This is a genomic window from Prauserella endophytica, from assembly GCF_005146945.1.
Lineage (GTDB): Bacteria > Actinomycetota > Actinomycetes > Mycobacteriales > Pseudonocardiaceae > Prauserella_A > Prauserella_A endophytica.
This window is the reverse complement of sequence record NZ_SWMS01000004.1, coordinates 293,373-309,581: the sequence shown is the minus strand read 5'-3', so window position 1 is coordinate 309,581 and position 16,209 is coordinate 293,373. Positions and strand designations below refer to the sequence as shown.

17 protein-coding genes are annotated in these 16,209 nt (G+C 71.1%); 5 read left to right on the top strand and 12 right to left on the bottom strand.

Annotation, left to right across the window (positions count from 1 at the left end; all coding sequences use genetic code 11):
• Positions 1-5: 5 nt before the first annotated feature.
• From gatB to gatC, 3 genes are read right to left on the bottom strand one after another with little or no spacing between them, the layout of a single operon-like run.
• Positions 6-1,511, bottom strand: a complete 1,506-nt coding sequence (gene gatB / locus FCN18_RS10625; protein ID WP_137094724.1) for an Asp-tRNA(Asn)/Glu-tRNA(Gln) amidotransferase subunit GatB — start codon at positions 1,509-1,511, stop codon at positions 6-8.
• 34 nt (positions 1,512-1,545) lie between these two features.
• A complete protein-coding gene (gatA, locus tag FCN18_RS10620; protein WP_112271776.1) occupies positions 1,546-3,051 on the bottom strand; it encodes an Asp-tRNA(Asn)/Glu-tRNA(Gln) amidotransferase subunit GatA in 1,506 nt (501 codons plus the stop codon).
• A complete protein-coding gene (gatC, locus tag FCN18_RS10615; RefSeq protein WP_110342118.1) occupies positions 3,048-3,347 on the bottom strand; it encodes an Asp-tRNA(Asn)/Glu-tRNA(Gln) amidotransferase subunit GatC in 300 nt (99 codons plus the stop codon). Before gatC ends, gatA begins: the two co-directional genes overlap by 4 nt.
• A 310-nt stretch (positions 3,348-3,657) precedes the next feature.
• Between gatC and FCN18_RS10610 the strand changes: the two genes are divergently transcribed.
• Positions 3,658-4,311 carry an ACT domain-containing protein gene (locus tag FCN18_RS10610; protein ID WP_112271774.1) on the top strand — a complete coding sequence of 218 codons (654 nt, stop codon included), beginning with the start codon at positions 3,658-3,660 and terminating at the stop codon, positions 4,309-4,311.
• A 10-nt stretch (positions 4,312-4,321) separates the two neighbouring features.
• On the opposite strand, the gene vapC is transcribed toward FCN18_RS10610, so the two are convergent.
• Genes vapC through FCN18_RS10580 form a run of 6 tightly spaced genes read right to left on the bottom strand, consistent with a single transcriptional unit; the run spans position 4,322 to position 9,406 of the window.
• Positions 4,322-4,735 carry a type II toxin-antitoxin system VapC family toxin gene (gene vapC, locus FCN18_RS10605; RefSeq protein WP_113644142.1) on the bottom strand — a complete coding sequence of 138 codons (414 nt, stop codon included), beginning with the start codon at positions 4,733-4,735 and terminating at the stop codon, positions 4,322-4,324.
• Entirely contained in the window at positions 4,720-4,941 is a 222-nt protein-coding gene (locus tag FCN18_RS10600) for a type II toxin-antitoxin system VapB family antitoxin (protein WP_113644143.1), read from the bottom strand. Before FCN18_RS10600 ends, vapC begins: the two co-directional genes overlap by 16 nt.
• Before the next feature lie 33 nt (positions 4,942-4,974).
• Positions 4,975-5,475: a GNAT family N-acetyltransferase gene (locus tag FCN18_RS10595; RefSeq protein WP_137094722.1), complete on the bottom strand. Its 501-nt coding sequence runs from the start codon at positions 5,473-5,475 to the stop codon at positions 4,975-4,977.
• Positions 5,468-7,624 (bottom strand): NAD-dependent DNA ligase LigA, encoded by a 2,157-nt coding sequence (ligA, locus tag FCN18_RS10590; RefSeq protein ID WP_137094720.1) that lies wholly within the window; start codon positions 7,622-7,624, stop codon positions 5,468-5,470. Before ligA ends, FCN18_RS10595 begins: the two co-directional genes overlap by 8 nt.
• An 11-nt stretch (positions 7,625-7,635) precedes the next feature.
• Positions 7,636-8,340, bottom strand: a complete 705-nt coding sequence (locus FCN18_RS10585) for a hypothetical protein (protein ID WP_113644145.1) — start codon at positions 8,338-8,340, stop codon at positions 7,636-7,638.
• A gap of 10 nt (positions 8,341-8,350) precedes the next feature.
• Positions 8,351-9,406: a uroporphyrinogen decarboxylase/cobalamine-independent methonine synthase family protein gene (locus tag FCN18_RS10580; RefSeq protein WP_137094718.1), complete on the bottom strand. Its 1,056-nt coding sequence runs from the start codon at positions 9,404-9,406 to the stop codon at positions 8,351-8,353.
• A 58-nt stretch (positions 9,407-9,464) separates the two neighbouring features.
• On the opposite strand from FCN18_RS10580, the gene FCN18_RS10575 reads away from it, so the two are divergent.
• The 4 genes from FCN18_RS10575 (at position 9,465) to FCN18_RS10560 (ending at position 12,168) form a co-directional block, all read left to right on the top strand.
• Entirely contained in the window at positions 9,465-10,298 is an 834-nt protein-coding gene (locus FCN18_RS10575) for a nitrilase-related carbon-nitrogen hydrolase (RefSeq protein WP_112271764.1), read from the top strand.
• Between the two features lie 50 nt (positions 10,299-10,348).
• Positions 10,349-10,645 carry an ArsR/SmtB family transcription factor gene (locus tag FCN18_RS10570; protein WP_112271762.1) on the top strand — a complete coding sequence of 99 codons (297 nt, stop codon included), beginning with the start codon at positions 10,349-10,351 and terminating at the stop codon, positions 10,643-10,645.
• On the top strand, positions 10,642-11,031 hold the full coding sequence (locus FCN18_RS10565) for a VOC family protein (protein WP_112271760.1): 390 nt from the start codon (positions 10,642-10,644) through the stop codon (positions 11,029-11,031). The genes FCN18_RS10570 and FCN18_RS10565 overlap by 4 nt, the downstream gene beginning before the upstream one ends.
• A 96-nt stretch (positions 11,032-11,127) precedes the next feature.
• A complete protein-coding gene (locus tag FCN18_RS10560) occupies positions 11,128-12,168 on the top strand; it encodes an MBL fold metallo-hydrolase (RefSeq protein WP_137094716.1) in 1,041 nt (346 codons plus the stop codon).
• 84 nt (positions 12,169-12,252) lie between these two features.
• Here the strand turns inward: FCN18_RS10560 and FCN18_RS10555 are convergent, their stop codons facing one another.
• Genes FCN18_RS10555 through FCN18_RS10545 form a run of 3 tightly spaced genes read right to left on the bottom strand, consistent with a single transcriptional unit; the run spans position 12,253 to position 16,091 of the window.
• Positions 12,253-13,767: an acyl-CoA synthetase gene (locus FCN18_RS10555; RefSeq protein WP_137094713.1), complete on the bottom strand. Its 1,515-nt coding sequence runs from the start codon at positions 13,765-13,767 to the stop codon at positions 12,253-12,255.
• Positions 13,768-13,796: 29 nt separating this feature from the next.
• The gene (gene mnmA, locus FCN18_RS10550) at positions 13,797-14,885 is read right to left on the bottom strand and encodes a tRNA 2-thiouridine(34) synthase MnmA (protein WP_137094711.1); all 1,089 of its coding nucleotides are present in this window, start codon (positions 14,883-14,885) and stop codon (positions 13,797-13,799) included.
• Between the two features lie 3 nt (positions 14,886-14,888).
• Positions 14,889-16,091, bottom strand: a complete 1,203-nt coding sequence (locus tag FCN18_RS10545) for a cysteine desulfurase family protein (RefSeq protein ID WP_137094709.1) — start codon at positions 16,089-16,091, stop codon at positions 14,889-14,891.
• Between the last annotated feature and the right edge of the window lie 118 nt (positions 16,092-16,209).

Here is a 16,209-nt window from a genome sequence, read left to right as displayed (position 1 = left end):
CGCGATCAGGCGCCCACGCGCTCGAGGATCAGCTCGCGCACGCGCTTGGCGTCCGCCTGTCCCTTGGTTGCCTTCATGACGGCGCCGACGATCGCACCGGCCGCCTGCACCTTGCCACCGCGGATCTTCTCCGCGACGTCCGGCTGCGCCGCCAGCGCTTCGTCGACCGCCGTGAGCAGGGCCGAGTCGTCGGAGACGACCTTGAGGCCGCGGTTGGCCACCACCTCGTCCGGCTCGCCCTCACCGGCCAGCACACCCTGCACGACCTCGCGGGCGAGCTTGTTGGTCAGCTCGCCGGACTTCACCAGCTCGATCACGCGGGCCACGTGGACCGGGGTGATCGCCAGATCTGCCAGCTCCACGTCGCGGGTGTTGGCCTGCTGAGTCAGGTACTGCACCCACCAGCTGCGGGCCTCGCCCGGCTCGGCACCGGCGTCGACCGTCGCGGCGACGAGGTCGGCGGCCCCGGTGTTGACGAGGTCGCGCAGCTCCTCGTCGGTGAGGTTCCACTCGGCCTGGATGCGCTTGCGGCGCTCCCACGGCAGCTCCGGGATCGTCGCGCGCAGCTCCTCGACCCACTCGCGGCTCGGCGCGATCGGCACCAGGTCGGGCTCGGGGAAGTACCGGTAGTCCTCGGCGGTCTCCTTGGTGCGGCCCGCCGACGTGCTGCCGTCGGCCTCCTGGAAGTGCCGGGTCTCCTGGGTCACCGTGCCGCCGGAGGCCAGCACCGCCGCCTGCCTCGTCATCTCGTAGCGCACGGCGCGCTCGACGCTGCGCAGCGAGTTCACGTTCTTCGTCTCGGTGCGGGTGCCGAACTCGCTCGTGCCCTTCGGCATGAGCGACACGTTCGCGTCGCAGCGCAGCGAGCCCTGGTCCATGCGGACGTCGGAGACGTCCATGGCCCGCAGCAGGTCACGCAGCGCGGCCACGTACGCGCGGGCCACCTCCGGGGCTCGCTCCCCCATGCCCACGATCGGCTTGGTGACGATCTCGATCAGCGGCACGCCCGCGCGGTTGTAGTCGAGCAGCGAGTGCTCAGCGCCATGGATACGGCCGGTGGCGCCGCCGACGTGCAGCGACTTGCCGGTGTCCTCCTCCATGTGCGCGCGCTCGATGTCCACGCGCACCACCTCGCCGTCGTCGAGCACGACATCGAGGTGGCCGTTGAAGGCGATCGGCTCGTCGTACTGCGAGGTCTGGAAGTTCTTCGGCATGTCGGGATAGAAGTAGTTCTTCCTGGCGAACCGGCACCACTCCGCGATCTCGCAGTTCAGCGCCAGCCCGATGCGGATCGCCGACTCCACCGCCCTGCCGTTGACCACCGGCAGCGCGCCGGGCAGACCGAGGCACGTCGGGCAGACGTGGGTGTTGGGCTCTCCGCCGAACAGGTTGGGGCAGCCGCAGAACATCTTGGTCTTCGTGGACAGCTCGACGTGCACCTCGAGCCCCAGCACCGGGTCGTAGCGTTCGACGACCTCGGCGTAGTCCATCAGGTCGACAACGGCGGTCATTTCGTCGCCTCCGCGGTAACGAGTACGTCGGCGGTCACGCCGAGACCCCCTTCAGTTCAGGAATGCGGTCCAGCAACGGTCCGCGCGCCACCTCGTAGGCCGCGCCGACGCGGTAGAGCCGGTCGTCGGCGAGCGCGGGCGCCATGATCTGCAGCCCCACCGGCAGACCGTCCTCGTCGGACAGTCCACTCGGGACGCTCATCGCGGCGTTTCCGGCCAGGTTGGCCGGGATGGTGCACAGGTCGGCGAGGTACATCGCCAGCGGGTCGTCCACGCGCTCGCCGATCTTGAACGCCGTGGTGGGCGTGGTGGGCGACACGAGCACGTCGACCTTCTCGAACGCGGCGGAGAAGTCACGCGTGATCAGCGTGCGCACCTTCTGCGCCGAGCCGTAGTAGGCGTCGTAGTAGCCCGACGAGAGCGCGTAGGTGCCGAGCATGATGCGACGCTTTACCTCAGCGCCGAACCCGGCCTCGCGGGTCAGCGACATGACCTCCTCGGCACTGTGCGTGCCGTCGTCGGCCACGCGCAGGCCGTAGCGCATGGCGTCGAACCGCGCCAGGTTGGAGGAGCACTCGCTCGGCGCGATGAGGTAGTACGCGGGCAGCGCGTAGGTGAAGTTCGGGCAGGACACCTCGACCACCTCGGCGCCCAGGTCCTTGAGCTGCGCGACCGCGGCCTCGAAGGAACGCTGCACACCCGGCTGGTAGCCCTCGCCGGAGAACTCCGCGACCACGCCGACCTTCACGCCAGTGAGGTCGCCCTTGAGCCCCGCCCTCGCGGCGGTGACGACGGGCGGCACGGGCGCGTCGATCGACGTCGAGTCCATCGGGTCGTGCCCGGCGATCACCTCGTGCAGCAGCGCCGCGTCGAGCACCGAGCGCGCGCACGGACCGGCCTGGTCGAGCGAGGACGAGAACGCCACGAGCCCGTAGCGCGAGACACCACCGTAGGTGGGCTTCACACCGACCGTGCCGGTGACGGCGGCGGGCTGGCGGATCGAGCCGCCGGTGTCGGTGCCGATCGCCAGCGGCGCCTCGAACGCGGCCAGCGAGGCCGAGGAGCCGCCGCCGGAGCCGCCGGGGATGCGCTCGCGGTCCCACGGGTTGCGGGTGGGCCCGTACGCCGAGTTCTCGGTGGAGGAGCCCATCGCGAACTCGTCCATGTTCGTCTTGCCGAGGATCACGACGCCCGCCTCGCGCAGCCTGCGCGTCACCGTGGCGTCGTAGGGCGGCAGCCAGTTCTCGAGCGTCTTCGACCCGCACGTGGTGGGCACGCCCTTGGTGGTCAGCACGTCCTTGAGCGCGAGCGGCACGCCCGCGATCGGCGACACGGGCTCGCGGCCCTCGGCGAGGTCACCGTCGACCTTGCGGGCGGCGGCGAGCGCGCCCTCGGTGTCGACGTGCAGGAACGCGTTGACGGCGCCGTCCACCTCGGCGATGCGGTCGAGGTGCGCCTTGGTCGCCTCGACCGAGGTGATCTCCTGCTTGTGGATCTTCGCGGCGAGCTCGCTCGCGGTGAGCCTGGTCAGGTCGGTCACTGTTCTTCCCCCAGAATGCGCGGTACCCGGAACCTGCCCTCTTCGGCCGCGGGCGCGCCGGAGAGCGCCTGCTCCTGGCTGAGGCTCGGCCGGATCTCGTCGGCGCGGAACACGTTGGTCAGCGGCACGGCGTGCGAGGTCGGCGGGATGTCGTCCGCCGCGACCTCACCGACCTTGGCCACCGCGTCGAGGATCTGGTCGAGCTGGCCTGCGAAGACGTCCAGCTCCTTCTCGGTGACGGCCAGCCTGGCCAGCTTGGCGAGGTGCGCGACCTCGTCGCGGGAGATATTCGACACGCGGGTGACTCCGGAAGGGGATTCGGGTGTTCCTCCCGGCAGTCTATGGCGTGCGGCGGACCGGGCTCGACCGGGTTGTTCGCCCGGCAGCGGGCACACTGTGCACGTGGCCACGCCGGCGGTGGCTGCGCGCGCCGTCCGCGTTCTGTCACAATCATCGGCCGGCATACGCGCTCCACGGCAAGGAGGGAGTGCCCGAGGAGACGACAGGTCTGAAAGCTGCGGTGAGCTGCTTGAATGAGGTGAGGAAGCTGTCCGGGACCGGCACCGGTGCCACCTGTGGCCGGACGAGGACCGAGAGGGGCTCAGGGTGTCGTTCCTGATCAGGGTTCAGCTCCCCGACAGCCCGGGCACGCTGGGAGCCGTGGCCACCGCGCTGGGCCTCGCCGGAGCCGACATCCTCAGCGTCGACGTGGTCGAGCGCGGCAGCGGCGTCGCCATCGACGACCTGGTGGTGGAGCTGCCCTCGGGCAGGCTGCCCGACGCGCTGATCACCGCGGCCGAGAGCGTCGAGGGCGTCGAGGTCGACGCCGTGCGCCCCTACGCCGGGGTGCTCGACACCCACCGCGAGCTGGAGCTCGTCGAGGAGATCGCCGCGCAGCCGGCCACGGGCCTCGACCTGCTCGCGGAGGGCGTCCCGAAGATCATCCGGGCGGGCTGGTCGGTGGTCGTGCAGCACAGCGACGACGGGGTGGAGCCGCTGGCCTCGTCCAGCGCCGCCCCGGAGACGGCGATCAAGGACATGCCGTGGCTGCCGCTCGAGCGCGCGACCGTGCTGGACGGCGAGGAGTCGTGGGTGCCCCCGACCTGGCAGGAGCTGGGCACCGAGCTGGCCGCGACGCCGCTGGGCAAGCCGGACCGGGCGCTGCTGGTGGGCCGCCCCGGCGGGCCGATGTTCCGCGCCGCGGAGGTCGCCCGCCTCGCTCACCTCGCCGGCATCGTCGCGGTGGTGCTCGACAGCTGAGCCGGGAGGCTCAGAGGTCGAGCAGCGGTTCCGTGCGCAGCTTGGGAGCGACCGCGGCGATCCGCTCGTAATCGCGATCGCGATGCACAAGAACGGCGCCGCGACGCAGAGCGACGGCGGCGATCAGCGTGTCGATCGACGACCGCACGGTGTGACCCGACTCGCGGACGGCTCGGTACAAGTGAGCCGCCTGATGGAAGTCGAGCTGCGGATCGATGTCCAGCCGCACGAGCCCATCGAAGACCCGCTCGACCCGGCCGACAGCCGCCGAATGAACGCCCTGCAGGACCTCCATGGCGACCGGCTGCGTCGTCGCAAGGTAGGCGGGCGCTTCCTTGAGCTCCGCCAAGCGTGCCGTCGCCTTGCCTTCCCGAGCACGCATCCAGTCGATCCACACACCGGAATCGATCAGGTGGAGTGCCACTTGTGCTCCGGATCCGTGCCGCGGCGCATCTCCTCGAGGTCGCCTTCCCAGCCGATGCCCCGCAACGACTCGATGTCATCAGGGGTGATCGTCGGCGTCACTTTGCGCAGAGCGAAGTCCACGGCTTCCCGCTTGGTGCCCAAGCCATACCGGCGCATCACTTCGGCGACCAGATCGTCGTCGATGTCTATGTTCGTCCGGCTCATACACAAAGTGTACACACCGAAGGTGTATGGGACTCAGAGTTCGAGGGCGTAGGCCAGCAGGGTCACGCTCGGCACCGGCGTCCAGTCGCGGTCCGGCAGGCGGCGGAAGCCGAGTCGCTCGTACAGCCGGTGCGCGGTTCTCATCGCCGCCAGGCTGCACAGCACCACCCGCGACGCGCCCAGCTCGCGGGCCCGGTCGAGCACGGCTCTGGTCAGCGCCTCGCCGACCCCTCGGCCACGTGCCCGCTCGGCCACCGCGAGCATCCGGAACTCCAGCTCGCCCTCGCGCGAGATCTCCGCGTAGCGGGAGCCGTGGGTCGCCACGGTGACCGTGCCCAGCAGCGCGCCAGAGGCGTCGACCGCGGCCAGCAGCTCGGCGTGCTCGGCCCGGTGGGCGGCGTCGCGCAGCTCGTCGGCGTAGGACTCGCCAGCGTCGTGGCCGAGCAGCCCGTCCGCCTCGTACGCGGCCACCGTGAGCTCCCCGAGCTCGGCCAGCTCGCCGGGCAGCGCGCGCCGGACCGTGATCTCACTCATCGCCGTCGCCCGTCGCCTCGGCGACCTCGCGCGCCGCGTCGGGGCCCTGGTCGAGCAGCACGCGGAAGCCGTTCTCGTTCAGCACCGGCACCTTGAGCTGCACGGCCTTGTCGTACTTCGATCCCGGCGCGTCGCCGACCACCACGAACGCGGTCTTCTTCGAGACCGAGCCCGCAGCCTTCCCGCCGCGGGCCATGATCGCCTCCTTGGCCTCGTCGCGGGAGAACGTCTCGAGCGAGCCGGTGACGACGATCGAGAGTCCCTCCAGGTTGCGCGGGATCGAGGTGTCGCGCTCCTCCTCCATCCGCACGCCCGCGCGGCGCCACTTCTCGACGATCTCGCGGTGCCAGTCCACGGCGAACCACTCGCGGACCGCCTTGGCGATGGTGGGACCGACGCCGTCGACGTCGGCCAGCTCCTCCTCGCTTGCGTCGTCGATGCGCTGGATGGAGCCGAACTCCCGCGCGAGCGCCTGCGCGGCGGTGGGGCCGACGTGCCGGATCGACAGGCCGACGATCACCTTCCACAGTGGACGGTCCTTGGCCGAGTCGAGGTTGGCGAGCAGCCGGGCGCCGTTGGCGGAAAGTTCACCCGCCTTGGTGACGAACAGGTCGACCTGGAGCAGCTTCTCCTCGTCCAGCTCGAAGACGTCGCCCTCGTCGGCCACCACCCCGGCCTGCAGCAGCGCACCCGCCGCCTCCCAGCCGAGCACCTCGATGTCGAACGCGCCGCGCCCCGCGAGGTGGAACAGGCGCTCACGCAGCTGCGCTGGGCATGACCGCGCGTTGGGGCAACGGATGTCGACATCGCCCTCCTTCTGGTACGCCAGCCGCGTGCCGCACTCGGGACAGTGGGCGGGCATCACGAACTCGCGCTCGGAACCAGTGCGCACGTCCACGACGGGACCGAGCACCTCCGGGATCACGTCGCCCGCCTTGCGGATCACCACGCGGTCGCCGATGAGCACGCCTTTGCGCTTGACCTCCTCCGCGTTGTGCAGGGTCGCCATCGCCACCGTGGAGCCCGCGACCTTCACCGGCTCCATCACGGCGTACGGCGTGACGCGGCCGGTGCGCCCGACGTTGACGCGGACGTCGAGCAGGGTGGTGGTGGCCTCCTCCGGCGGGTACTTGAACGCGATCGCCCAGCGCGGGGCCCGCGAGGTGGCGCCGAGCCTGCGCTGCAGCGACACCTGGTCGACCTTGATCACCACGCCGTCGATCTCGTACTCGGCGTCGTGCCGGTGCTCGCCCCAGTACTCGATGTGCTCGACGAGGCCCTCGGCCGTCTCGATCACCTTGCTGTAGCCCGACACCGGAAGGCCCCACGCCGCGAGCGCCTCGTACGCCTCCGACTGCCGCTCTGGGTCGAACCCGTTGCGCTTGCCGAGGCCATGACAGATCAGCCGCAGCGGGCGCGAGCGCGTGACCTTCGGGTCCTTCTGCCGCAGCGAGCCCGCCGCGGCGTTGCGGGGGTTGGCGAACGGCGGCTTGCCTGCCTCCACCAGCCGCGCGTTCAGCTCGGCGAACTCCTCGACGCGGTAGTAGACCTCGCCGCGCACCTCCACCAGGTCGGGCACGGCGAAGCCGTCACTCGCGGTCAACCGGTCGGGTACGTCCTGCAGCGTGCGGACGTTGAGCGTCACGTCCTCGCCGGTGCGTCCGTCGCCGCGCGTGAGCGCGCGCGTGAGCCTGCCCTTCTCGTACAGCAGGTTCACGGCGAGGCCGTCGATCTTCAGCTCGCACAGGTACCGCGTCTGCCCGCCGACCTCACGCTCGACGCGGTCGACCCACGCGCGCAGCTCATCGAGGTCGAAGGCGTTGTCGAGGCTGAGCATGCGCTCGAGGTGGTCGTGAGCGGTGAACTCGGTGGAGAACATGCCGCCGACCCGCTGCGTCGGCGAGTCGGGCGTGGCGAGGCCGGGGAAGCGCTGCTCAAGCTCCTCCAGCTCCCGCAGCAGCCGGTCGAACTCACCGTCGCTGATCGTCGGCGAGTCGAGTACGTAGTAGCGGAACTGGTGCCCGCGCACCTCCTCGGCCAGCGCCGTGTGCCGCTCGCGCGCGTCGGCGGGGACGTCGGCGATGTCCTCGGCCGCCTGCGTGCCCTCGGGCGCCTCCGCTACCTGATCCGCAAGGTCCTCACTGCTCACAGCCGCAAAGCCTATGCGGTACCACCGACATTGTCGTGCGAGCCGTGCAGGCCCTCGACGAGCTCGCGCAGTTCCACGAGGCTGATGGTGCCCGTGGGCTCGGCGACGGCGGTCTCCACCCTGCGCAACCGCTCGGCGGCGAGCCGCTCGCCCAGCGCGGCGTCGAGCGGCAGGAAGGTCATCGCCCGGCGGGCCGCCTCGGCCAACTCGGCCATCACCGGGTGGTGCACGGCGACGTCCACCACGTGCTCGGCTTCGTCGACCTGCGCCACCACCCGCACGTCGGCGAGCGCGATGCGGTGCTCGCCGAGGTTCACGGTCACCTTCTCGGGGTCGGGCACCGGCGGCACCGAGTCGTGGTACTCCCACAGCGCGTCGTCCGGCGGAGCGGCGGCCTTCCACGCGTCCGTGTAGGGCCGCAGGGCGGGATCCTCCTGCCCGCTCACGACGAGTGCGTAGATCGAACGGTGCCCTCGCTCCAGCGAGAACTGCAGTGCGGGGTGCACGCGCGCGACGGCGTCGAGCAGCAGCGTCTCCACCCGGTGCGGCTCGCCCTCGCCGAGCGCCGCGCTGATCTCGGGCAGCAGCTCGTCCCAGCGCCGCCAGAACCCCTCCGCGGCGGCCGCCGGATCGGCGGGCACGGGCTCGTCGGGCCACGGGGTGCGCGGATCTGGCGGTTCGTCCTCATCGCGGCGCTTGCGCCGGAACCAACTCACCTGTGCAGTCCTACCAGCCCTCGGGCGGCTCGATGAACGCTTTGCCGAGATCGCGGGTGAGCGACAGCGCGCGGCGCACCCACTCGCCCCGGGCACTGGCCAGCCCGCACGTCGGTGTCGGCAGGGCTCGCTCGGCGAGTATCGACCGGTTGAACCCGAGCCGGTCGACCAGCCGCAGCGCGGGGCTCGCGACGTCACGCAGGCCCGGCGGCACGGCGGGCGCCTCGGCCGACACGAGGCCGAGCAGCAGTTCGGTGCCCGCGTCCCACGCCTCGCCGAGCTCGTCGAGCAGCGAACCGGGAGCACCGTCGAGCAGCGTGGCGTCGATGGCGAGCGCACCGGCCCCAGCCGCGCGCAACAGCGCAACGGGCGGGCGCGACGCGCAGCAATGCACGATCACGGGGTTGCCGGTGACCTTCTCGACGCCGGACACGACGGTCGCGAGCAGCTCGCGCGCCTCCGGCTCGGGCACCGCGTCCACGGTGCCGTAACCCGATGGGGTGGGAAGTGCGCCGGCCAGCACCGTCGGCAGCGACGGCTCGTCGAGCTGCACCACCACGCCCGCGCCCGTGCGCTGGGTCAGCTCGGCGACATGCCCCGCGAGGCCCTCCAGCAGCGACTCGGCGAAGTCGCGCGTGGCGCCGTGGTCGGTGAGCACCCGGTGCCCCCGTGCCAGCTCCACGCCCGCCGCGAGGGTCCATGGGCCCGCGACCTGTGTCTTCACCACCGTCGGGCGCGCGCCCGCGCGGTCGGCGGCGTCGGAGAACGCGTCGACGTCCCACCGGAGGAGATCCACCGCGCGCCGATGGTGAGCACCCGGCCTGGCGGTGACGCGGTAGCCGCTCGGGACCTCCTCGACGGCGAGGTCGACGAGCAGTCCCGCCGTACGGCCGACAAGATCGGCTCCGAGCCCCCGGTCCGGGAGTTCGGGCAGGTGAGGGAACTGGGGCAGCTCGCCGAAGACGATCGTGGCGGCCTCGGCCGCTGCGTTGGCGCCGGTTCCCGGCATCGAGCCGATACCCGTGCCGACTCCGTGGGGCAATGCTTGCTCGGTCACGCCCGACATTGTTCTCCAGGTACCTTCTTCCGTATCGAAACCCCTGCGAACAAAGGAGGTGAGACGCATGAGAGTGGCACTCGCACAGACCGACTGCCGGCTCGGCGACGTTGACGGGAACCTCGCCGATACCGAACGGATCATCAAGGACGCGGCTGCGCAGCACGCCGACTTGGTGGTCTTCCCAGAGCTCAGCCTCACGGGCTACGCACTCGGGCAGCTCGCCGACGACATCTCGCTGTGGCCCGACGACTCGCGTCTCGCCGACCTGTCGCGGCACGGGCCCGACGTGGTGATCGGCCTGCTGGAGGACGGCCGGATCCGCAGGCACAACTCCGCGCTGTACCTGTCGAACGGCCAGCTCGTGCACAACCACCGCAAGCTGTACCTGCCGAACTACCTCATCTGGGAGGAGCGCAAGCACGCCAGCCCTGGCCAGCACATGCGGGCTTTCGAGACTCGGCACGGCCGGTTCGCCACGCTCATCTGCAACGACGCGTGGCAGCCGATGCTGCCGTGGCTGGCGGCGCAGGACGGCGCCGAGCTGCTGATCGTGCCCACCAACAGCGCGGCGAAGCTCACGGGCGGCTCCTTCGACCCCGCCGAGTACTGGCACGACCTGCTCACGTTCACCGCGCGCATGCAGCAGTGCTGGGTGGTGTTCGTGAACCGCGTCGGCGACGAGGCTGGCGTCCGGTTCTGGGGCGGCTCGCGGGTGCTCGACCCGTGGGGCTCGGCGGTGGCGACGGCGCCGAACTGGGACGAATCGCTGCTGGTGGTGGACATCGACCCCTCGGCGGTGCGCAGGCGGAGGCGGGAGATCCCGCTGCTGGCCGACGCGCGCCTCGGGCTGCTGCGCCGCGAGCTGGAACGCCTCATCAACGAGAGCGGCAGCGACTGAAGAGCAGGTCAAGCTTGACAGGCAAGTGACGACTTGCCTATAACTAGGTCGTGGACGCAGAGCCCGACCTGTTCAAGGCCCTCGGCGACGCGACGCGACGCACCATCCTGGACGAACTGACCGACAAGGACGGTCAGACGCTGTTCGAGATCTGCGGCCGGCTGACGATGAAGCACGGCCTGGCCTCCTCACGGCAGGCCATCTCGCAGCACCTCGCGGTACTCGAACAAGCCGGGCTGGTGCACACCCGGCGCCAGGGCCGGTACAAGTTCCACCACATCGACACGAGCCCGCTGCGGTCGATAGTCGAACGGTGGCCCATCGACCGAGAGGAACCCAACCCGTGATCCGCATCAACATCACCAGCGTCTTGGTGGACGATCAGGCCAAGGCGCTCGCCTTCTACACCGAGAAGCTGGGGTTCATCAAGAAGACGGACGTGCCCGCGGGCGGTGCGCGCTGGCTCACCGTGGTCTCCCCCGCCGACCCGGACGGCGTCGAGCTGCTGCTCGAGCCGGACGGCCACCCGGCGGCGGGCCCGTTCAAGAAGGCCCTCGCCGCCGACGGCATCCCGTTCACCCAGTTCGCCGTCGACGACGTGCACGCCGAGGTCGAGCGGCTCAAGGGGCTCGGCGTCCAGTTCACCCAGGAGGCGACCGACCTCGGCCCCGTTGTCACCGCCGTCCTCGACGACACCTGCGGCAACCTGATCCAGCTCGCCGCTATGAAGTAAGCGCACGCTCGGTGACGTGTGTCTCAGGTGGCTGGCTCCCGTGCGACGCTGCTGTTCTGATCGAAGTTCGGCACTTTGAGAACAGTGAGGTCGCGCGTGGAACCGCTCGAGGACGACAACAGCAGGCACTGGACCGAGCCGGGTGTCTACGCGGTGTCGCCAGGGGTCTACCGGATCCCCCTGCCGCTGCCGAACGACGCGCTACGCGCGGTGAACGTCTACGCGCTCGTCCACGGTGACTCGCTCGTTCTCATCGATTCCGGCTGGGCGCTCGATGCGGCACAGGAACAGCTGGAGACGGGGCTGAAGGGGCTGGGCGCCGGGCTCGCCGACGTCAGCCGGTTCCTGGTGACACACGTCCACCGCGACCACTACACGCTCGCGGTGGCACTGCGCCGCAAGTTCGGCAGCAAGATCGCGCTGGGCCTGCTGGAGGAGCCGTCGCTGCGGATCACCTCGGACCCCGAGGCGCAGCCGATCCAGGCGCAGGTGCGGCTGCTGCGGCGGGCGGGCGCCGAGTCGGTGGTCGAAGAGCTGGCCAAGGCGTTCAAGCGCGGGCAGCGCACCGAGAGCACCTTCTGGGAGGAGCCGGACGAGTGGCTCACGCCGGGCAGGCGCACCGTGCTGCCGGGCCGGGAGCTCGACGTCGTGCACACCCCCGGCCACACGGCGGGGCACGTCGTGTTCGCCGACGGCGCGGCCGGGCTGATGTTCTCGGGCGACCACGTGCTGCCGCACATCACTCCGTCGATCGGCTTCCAGCCCGCGCCGCCCGAGCTGCCGCTGCGCGACTACCTCGGTTCCCTGCGCGTGGTGAGGGAGCTGCCGGACATGCGCATGCTGCCCGCGCACGGACCCGTGTCGCCGAGCGTGCACGCGCGGGTGGACGAGCTGCTCGCCCACCACGACCAGCGGCTCGCCGAGACCGGTGAGACCGTCGCGAGCGGAGCCCAGACGGCGTACGAGTCGGCGCTCAAGCTGACGTGGACCCGCCGCGAGCGGGTGCTGACCGAGCTGGACGCGTTCAACCAGATGCTCGCGGTCCTGGAGACCGGCGCGCACCTGGATCTGCTGGTGTACCAGGGAAAGCTCGCCGCGACCGACGTCGACGGCGTCCGCCACTACACCCTCCCCTGAGCACAGCCACCCCAGCCGCAGTGAAGGCCACCATGCCTGCGTTCAACGCAGTGAAGGTGGCCTTGACTGCGGTCGGGTAGCCGGTCAGCCTGCGAAGCGGTCGCGCAGTTCCCGCTTGAGGATCTTGCCGGAGGCGTTGCGCGGCAGGTCGTCGACGAAGTGCACGGCCTTGGGGACCTTGAACGCGGAGAGCGTGCCCTTCACGTGTGCCAGCAGCTCGTCGGCGTCCACATCCTCCCTGCGGACCACGACCGCGGTGATGGCTTCGATCCACTTCTCGTCGGGCAGGCCCACCACGGCGACCTCCGCGACGGCCGGGTGCGAGTAGAGCGCGTCCTCGACCTCGCGCGAGGCCACCATCACGCCGCCGGTGTTGATCACGTCCTTGATGCGGTCGACGACGAAGATGTAGCCCTCCTCGTCGATGCGCACCAGGTCGCCGGAGTGGAACCAGCCGCCCTGGAACGCCTCCTCGGTCTCCTCGGGCTTGTCCCAGTAGCCGAGGCACAGCTGCGGCGAGCGGTAGACGACCTCGCCCAGCTCGCCCGGCGCGACGTCGTTGCCCTCGGAGTCCACCACGCGCAGCTCCACGAACAGCACCGCGCGGCCAGCGGAGTCAGGCCGCGCCGCGTGCTCCTCAGGCCGCAGCACCGTGGCGAGCGGACCGATCTCCGACTGGCCGAAGCAGTTGTAGAAGCCCAGCTCCGGCATCGCCTGGCGCAGCCGTTCCAGCACCGGCCCCGGCATGATCGACGCGCCGTAGTACGCCTTGCGCAGCGCCGAGAGGTCGAAGTCGCCGAACTCGGGGTTGTTCGCGAGCGCCACCCACAGCGTCGGCGCCGCGAAGAACGCGCGGTGCCGGTCGGCGGCCAGCCTGCGCAGGATCTCGGCGGGGTCGGGCACCTCGAGCAGCGTGTTGGTGGCGCCGACCATCAGCCACGGCACGAGGAACACGTGCATCTGCGCCGAGTGGTACAGCGGCATCACGTGCAGCGGGTCGTCGTTCTCGGTGAGGTCGAGGTTCACCACGCACGACAGGTACTCGTGCAAGAGCGCACGGTGGGTCATCATCGCGCCCTTGGGCCGCGACGTGGTACCGGAGGTGTAGAGCAGCTGCACGAGGTCGTCCTCGTCCACCTCGGCGTCGAGCACCGGGACCTCGCCCGATCGGGCGGCGGCGAGCAGCGAGTCCTCGGCGTCGCGCAGCGGGAGCACCTGCTTGGGCGGCGCCGCGAGCGCGTCGAGGTCCTCCCGCAGCGCGGGGTCGGCGAGCACGACGGTGCTGCCCGACTGCTCCAGCAGGTACGCCAGTTCGGCTCCGGCGAGGTTGAAGTTCACCGGAACGTGCACGAGCCCGGCCCTTGCGCACGCGAGGAACCCGATCAGGTAGGCGTCGGAGTTCTTGCCGTAGGCGGCCACGCGGTCGCCCTTGGCGAGCCCCAGCGACAACAGGTGCGCGGCCGCTCGCGTGACCGCCGCGTCCAGCTCGGCGTAGGTCCACTGCCGGTCGGCGAACCGCAACGCGACCCGGCCCGGAACGCGCGCGGCACTGCGGCGAAGGACATCGGAGACCGTGCTGGACCTGACCGTGCTCGTCATCGAGAACCTCCCGCGGCGTCCGAGGGTCGTCACGCCGTGGACGCGATCTTCGCACTCCCGAGCACGAGGTCGCCAGCGGCGGCGTCGGAGCGGTACAGCACGGCCACCTGTCCCGGCGCCACACCCTGCAGCGGTTCCCTGAGCTGGATGCTCACGCCGCCCTCGACGGCCTCGGCGACGGCGGGCGCCGTGCCGCCGTGCGCGCGCACCTGCACCACGCACTCGGTTGGGCCTGGCAGCGGGTCGCCGGGCCAGACGGGCCGGTCGGCATCGATCCGGTTGACGCCGAGGTCGCGCGACGAGCCGACCTTGACCGTGCCCGACACCGGCTCCAGCGAGAGCACGTAGCGGGGCCTGCCGTCGGGGGCGGGCGCGTCGATGCCGAGTCCCTTGCGCTGGCCGATCGTGAACCCGTGCACGCCCGTGTGCCTGCCCAGCACCGCCCCGGTCTCGGCATCCACCAGGTCGCCGGGCCGCTCGCCGAGCCTCGACTCCAGGAACTTCTTGGTGTCGCCGTCGGGGATGAAGCAGATGTCGTGGCTGTCAGGCTTCTGCGCCACGGACAGACCGCGTTCGGCCGCCTCGGCCCGCACGTCGGGCTTACGGGAACCGCCGAGCGGGAACATCGCGTGCCGCAACTGCTCGGGCGTCAGCGACGCGAGTACGTACGACTGGTCCTTGTCCGCGTCGGCGCTGCGCCGCAGCTGCGGCACGCCATCCACAACGGACAGGCGCGCGTAGTGGCCGGTGCACACGGCGTCGAAGCCGAGCGCCATCGCCTTGTCGAGCAGCGCCTCGAACTTGATCTTCTCGTTGCACGTGACGCACGGGTTGGGCGTGCGGCCCGCGGCGTACTCACCGACGAAGGTCTCCACGACCTCCTCGGTGAACCGCTCGGCGAAGTCCCAGACGTAGAAGGGGATCCCGAGGATGTCGGCGGCACGGCGCGCGTCGTGCGCGTCCTCGATCGTGCAGCAGCCCCGGGAGCCGGTGCGCAGCGTGCCGGGCTTGGCCGACAGCGCGAGGTGCACGCCGACCACGTCGTGTCCCGCCCCGACGGCCCGCGCGGCGGCCACCGCCGAATCGACTCCCCCGCTCATCGCGGCCAGTACCCGCACCCCTCACACCTCCTGCTTGTGCTTGCGCATGCCGGCCAGCCCCGCCTGCCTCGCCCGGTCGACCACCCCGCGCAGCTCGCGGGCCAGCGCGTCGACGTCGTCCCGCGTCGAGGTGTGCCCGAGCGAGAACCGCAGCGAGCCACGTGCCGACGCGGCGTCCGCCCCCATCGCCAGCAGCACGTGGCTCGGCTCTGCGACGCCCGCGGTGCACGCGGAGCCCGTGGAGCACTCGATGCCCTTGGCGTCGAGCAGCATCAGCAGGCTGTCGCCCGCGCAGCCGGGGAAGGTGAAGTGGGCGATCCCTGGCAGCCGTCCCGCCGGGTCGTCGGCGGGCACGCCGTTGAGGATCGCGTCCGGCACCTCGTGCAGCACGGCGGCGACGAGGTCGTCGCGCAGCTTGCCGATGTCGTCGAAGGTGGCCTGCCGGTTGCGCACGCTCGAGCGCACGGCGGTGGCGAAGGCGTGGATGGCGGGCACGTCGAGCGTGCCGGAGCGGACCTCGCGCTCCTGACCGCCGCCGTGCAGCAGCGGCACGCACGGGGTATCGCGGTCGAGCAGCAGCGCCCCGACGCCGTACGGCCCGCCGAGCTTGTGCCCGGTGAGGGTCAGCGCGCTCGCACCGCTGGCCCCGAAGTCGACCTCAGCCGCGCCGACCGCCTGCACGGCGTCGGTGTGCAGCGGAATGTCGTACTCGGCGCAGATGGACGCGAGCTCAGGCAGCGGGTTGATCGTGCCGACCTCGTTGTTGGCCCACATCACGGTGACCAGGGCGACGTCTCCGGGGTTGGCCTCGATCGCGGCGCGCAGCGTCTCCGGCAGCACCCGACCGGTGGCGTCGACCTCCAGCCACGTGACCTCGGCACCGGCGTGGCTCGCCAGCCAGCTCACGGCGTCGAGCACGGCGTGGTGCTCGACGGCACTGGCCAGCACGCGGCGGCGAGCCGGGTCGGCCTTGGTTCGGGCCCAGTAGATGCCCTTGACGGCGAGGTTGTCGCTCTCGGTGCCCCCTGCGGTGAAGATCACCTCGGAGGGCCGGGCGTTCAGCGCCTCGGCGACGGCCTCGCGGGCCTCCTCGACCACGCGTCGCGCCCTGCGGCCCGAGGAATGCAGCGAGGAAGCGTTGCCCACGGTGGACAGCGCTTCACTCATCGCCGTGACGGCGTCGGGCAACATCGGGGTGGTCGCCGCGTGGTCGAGATAGGTCATCGCCTGTCCAGGGTAGTCGTGCCCCCGCGGCCGTGGCTGCGGTACCGCTCACGCCGGTCGTGGACCGGCTGAGCAGCGCACCCAGCCCGGCGACGGGGCCGTAGCGAGCGGGGACGGG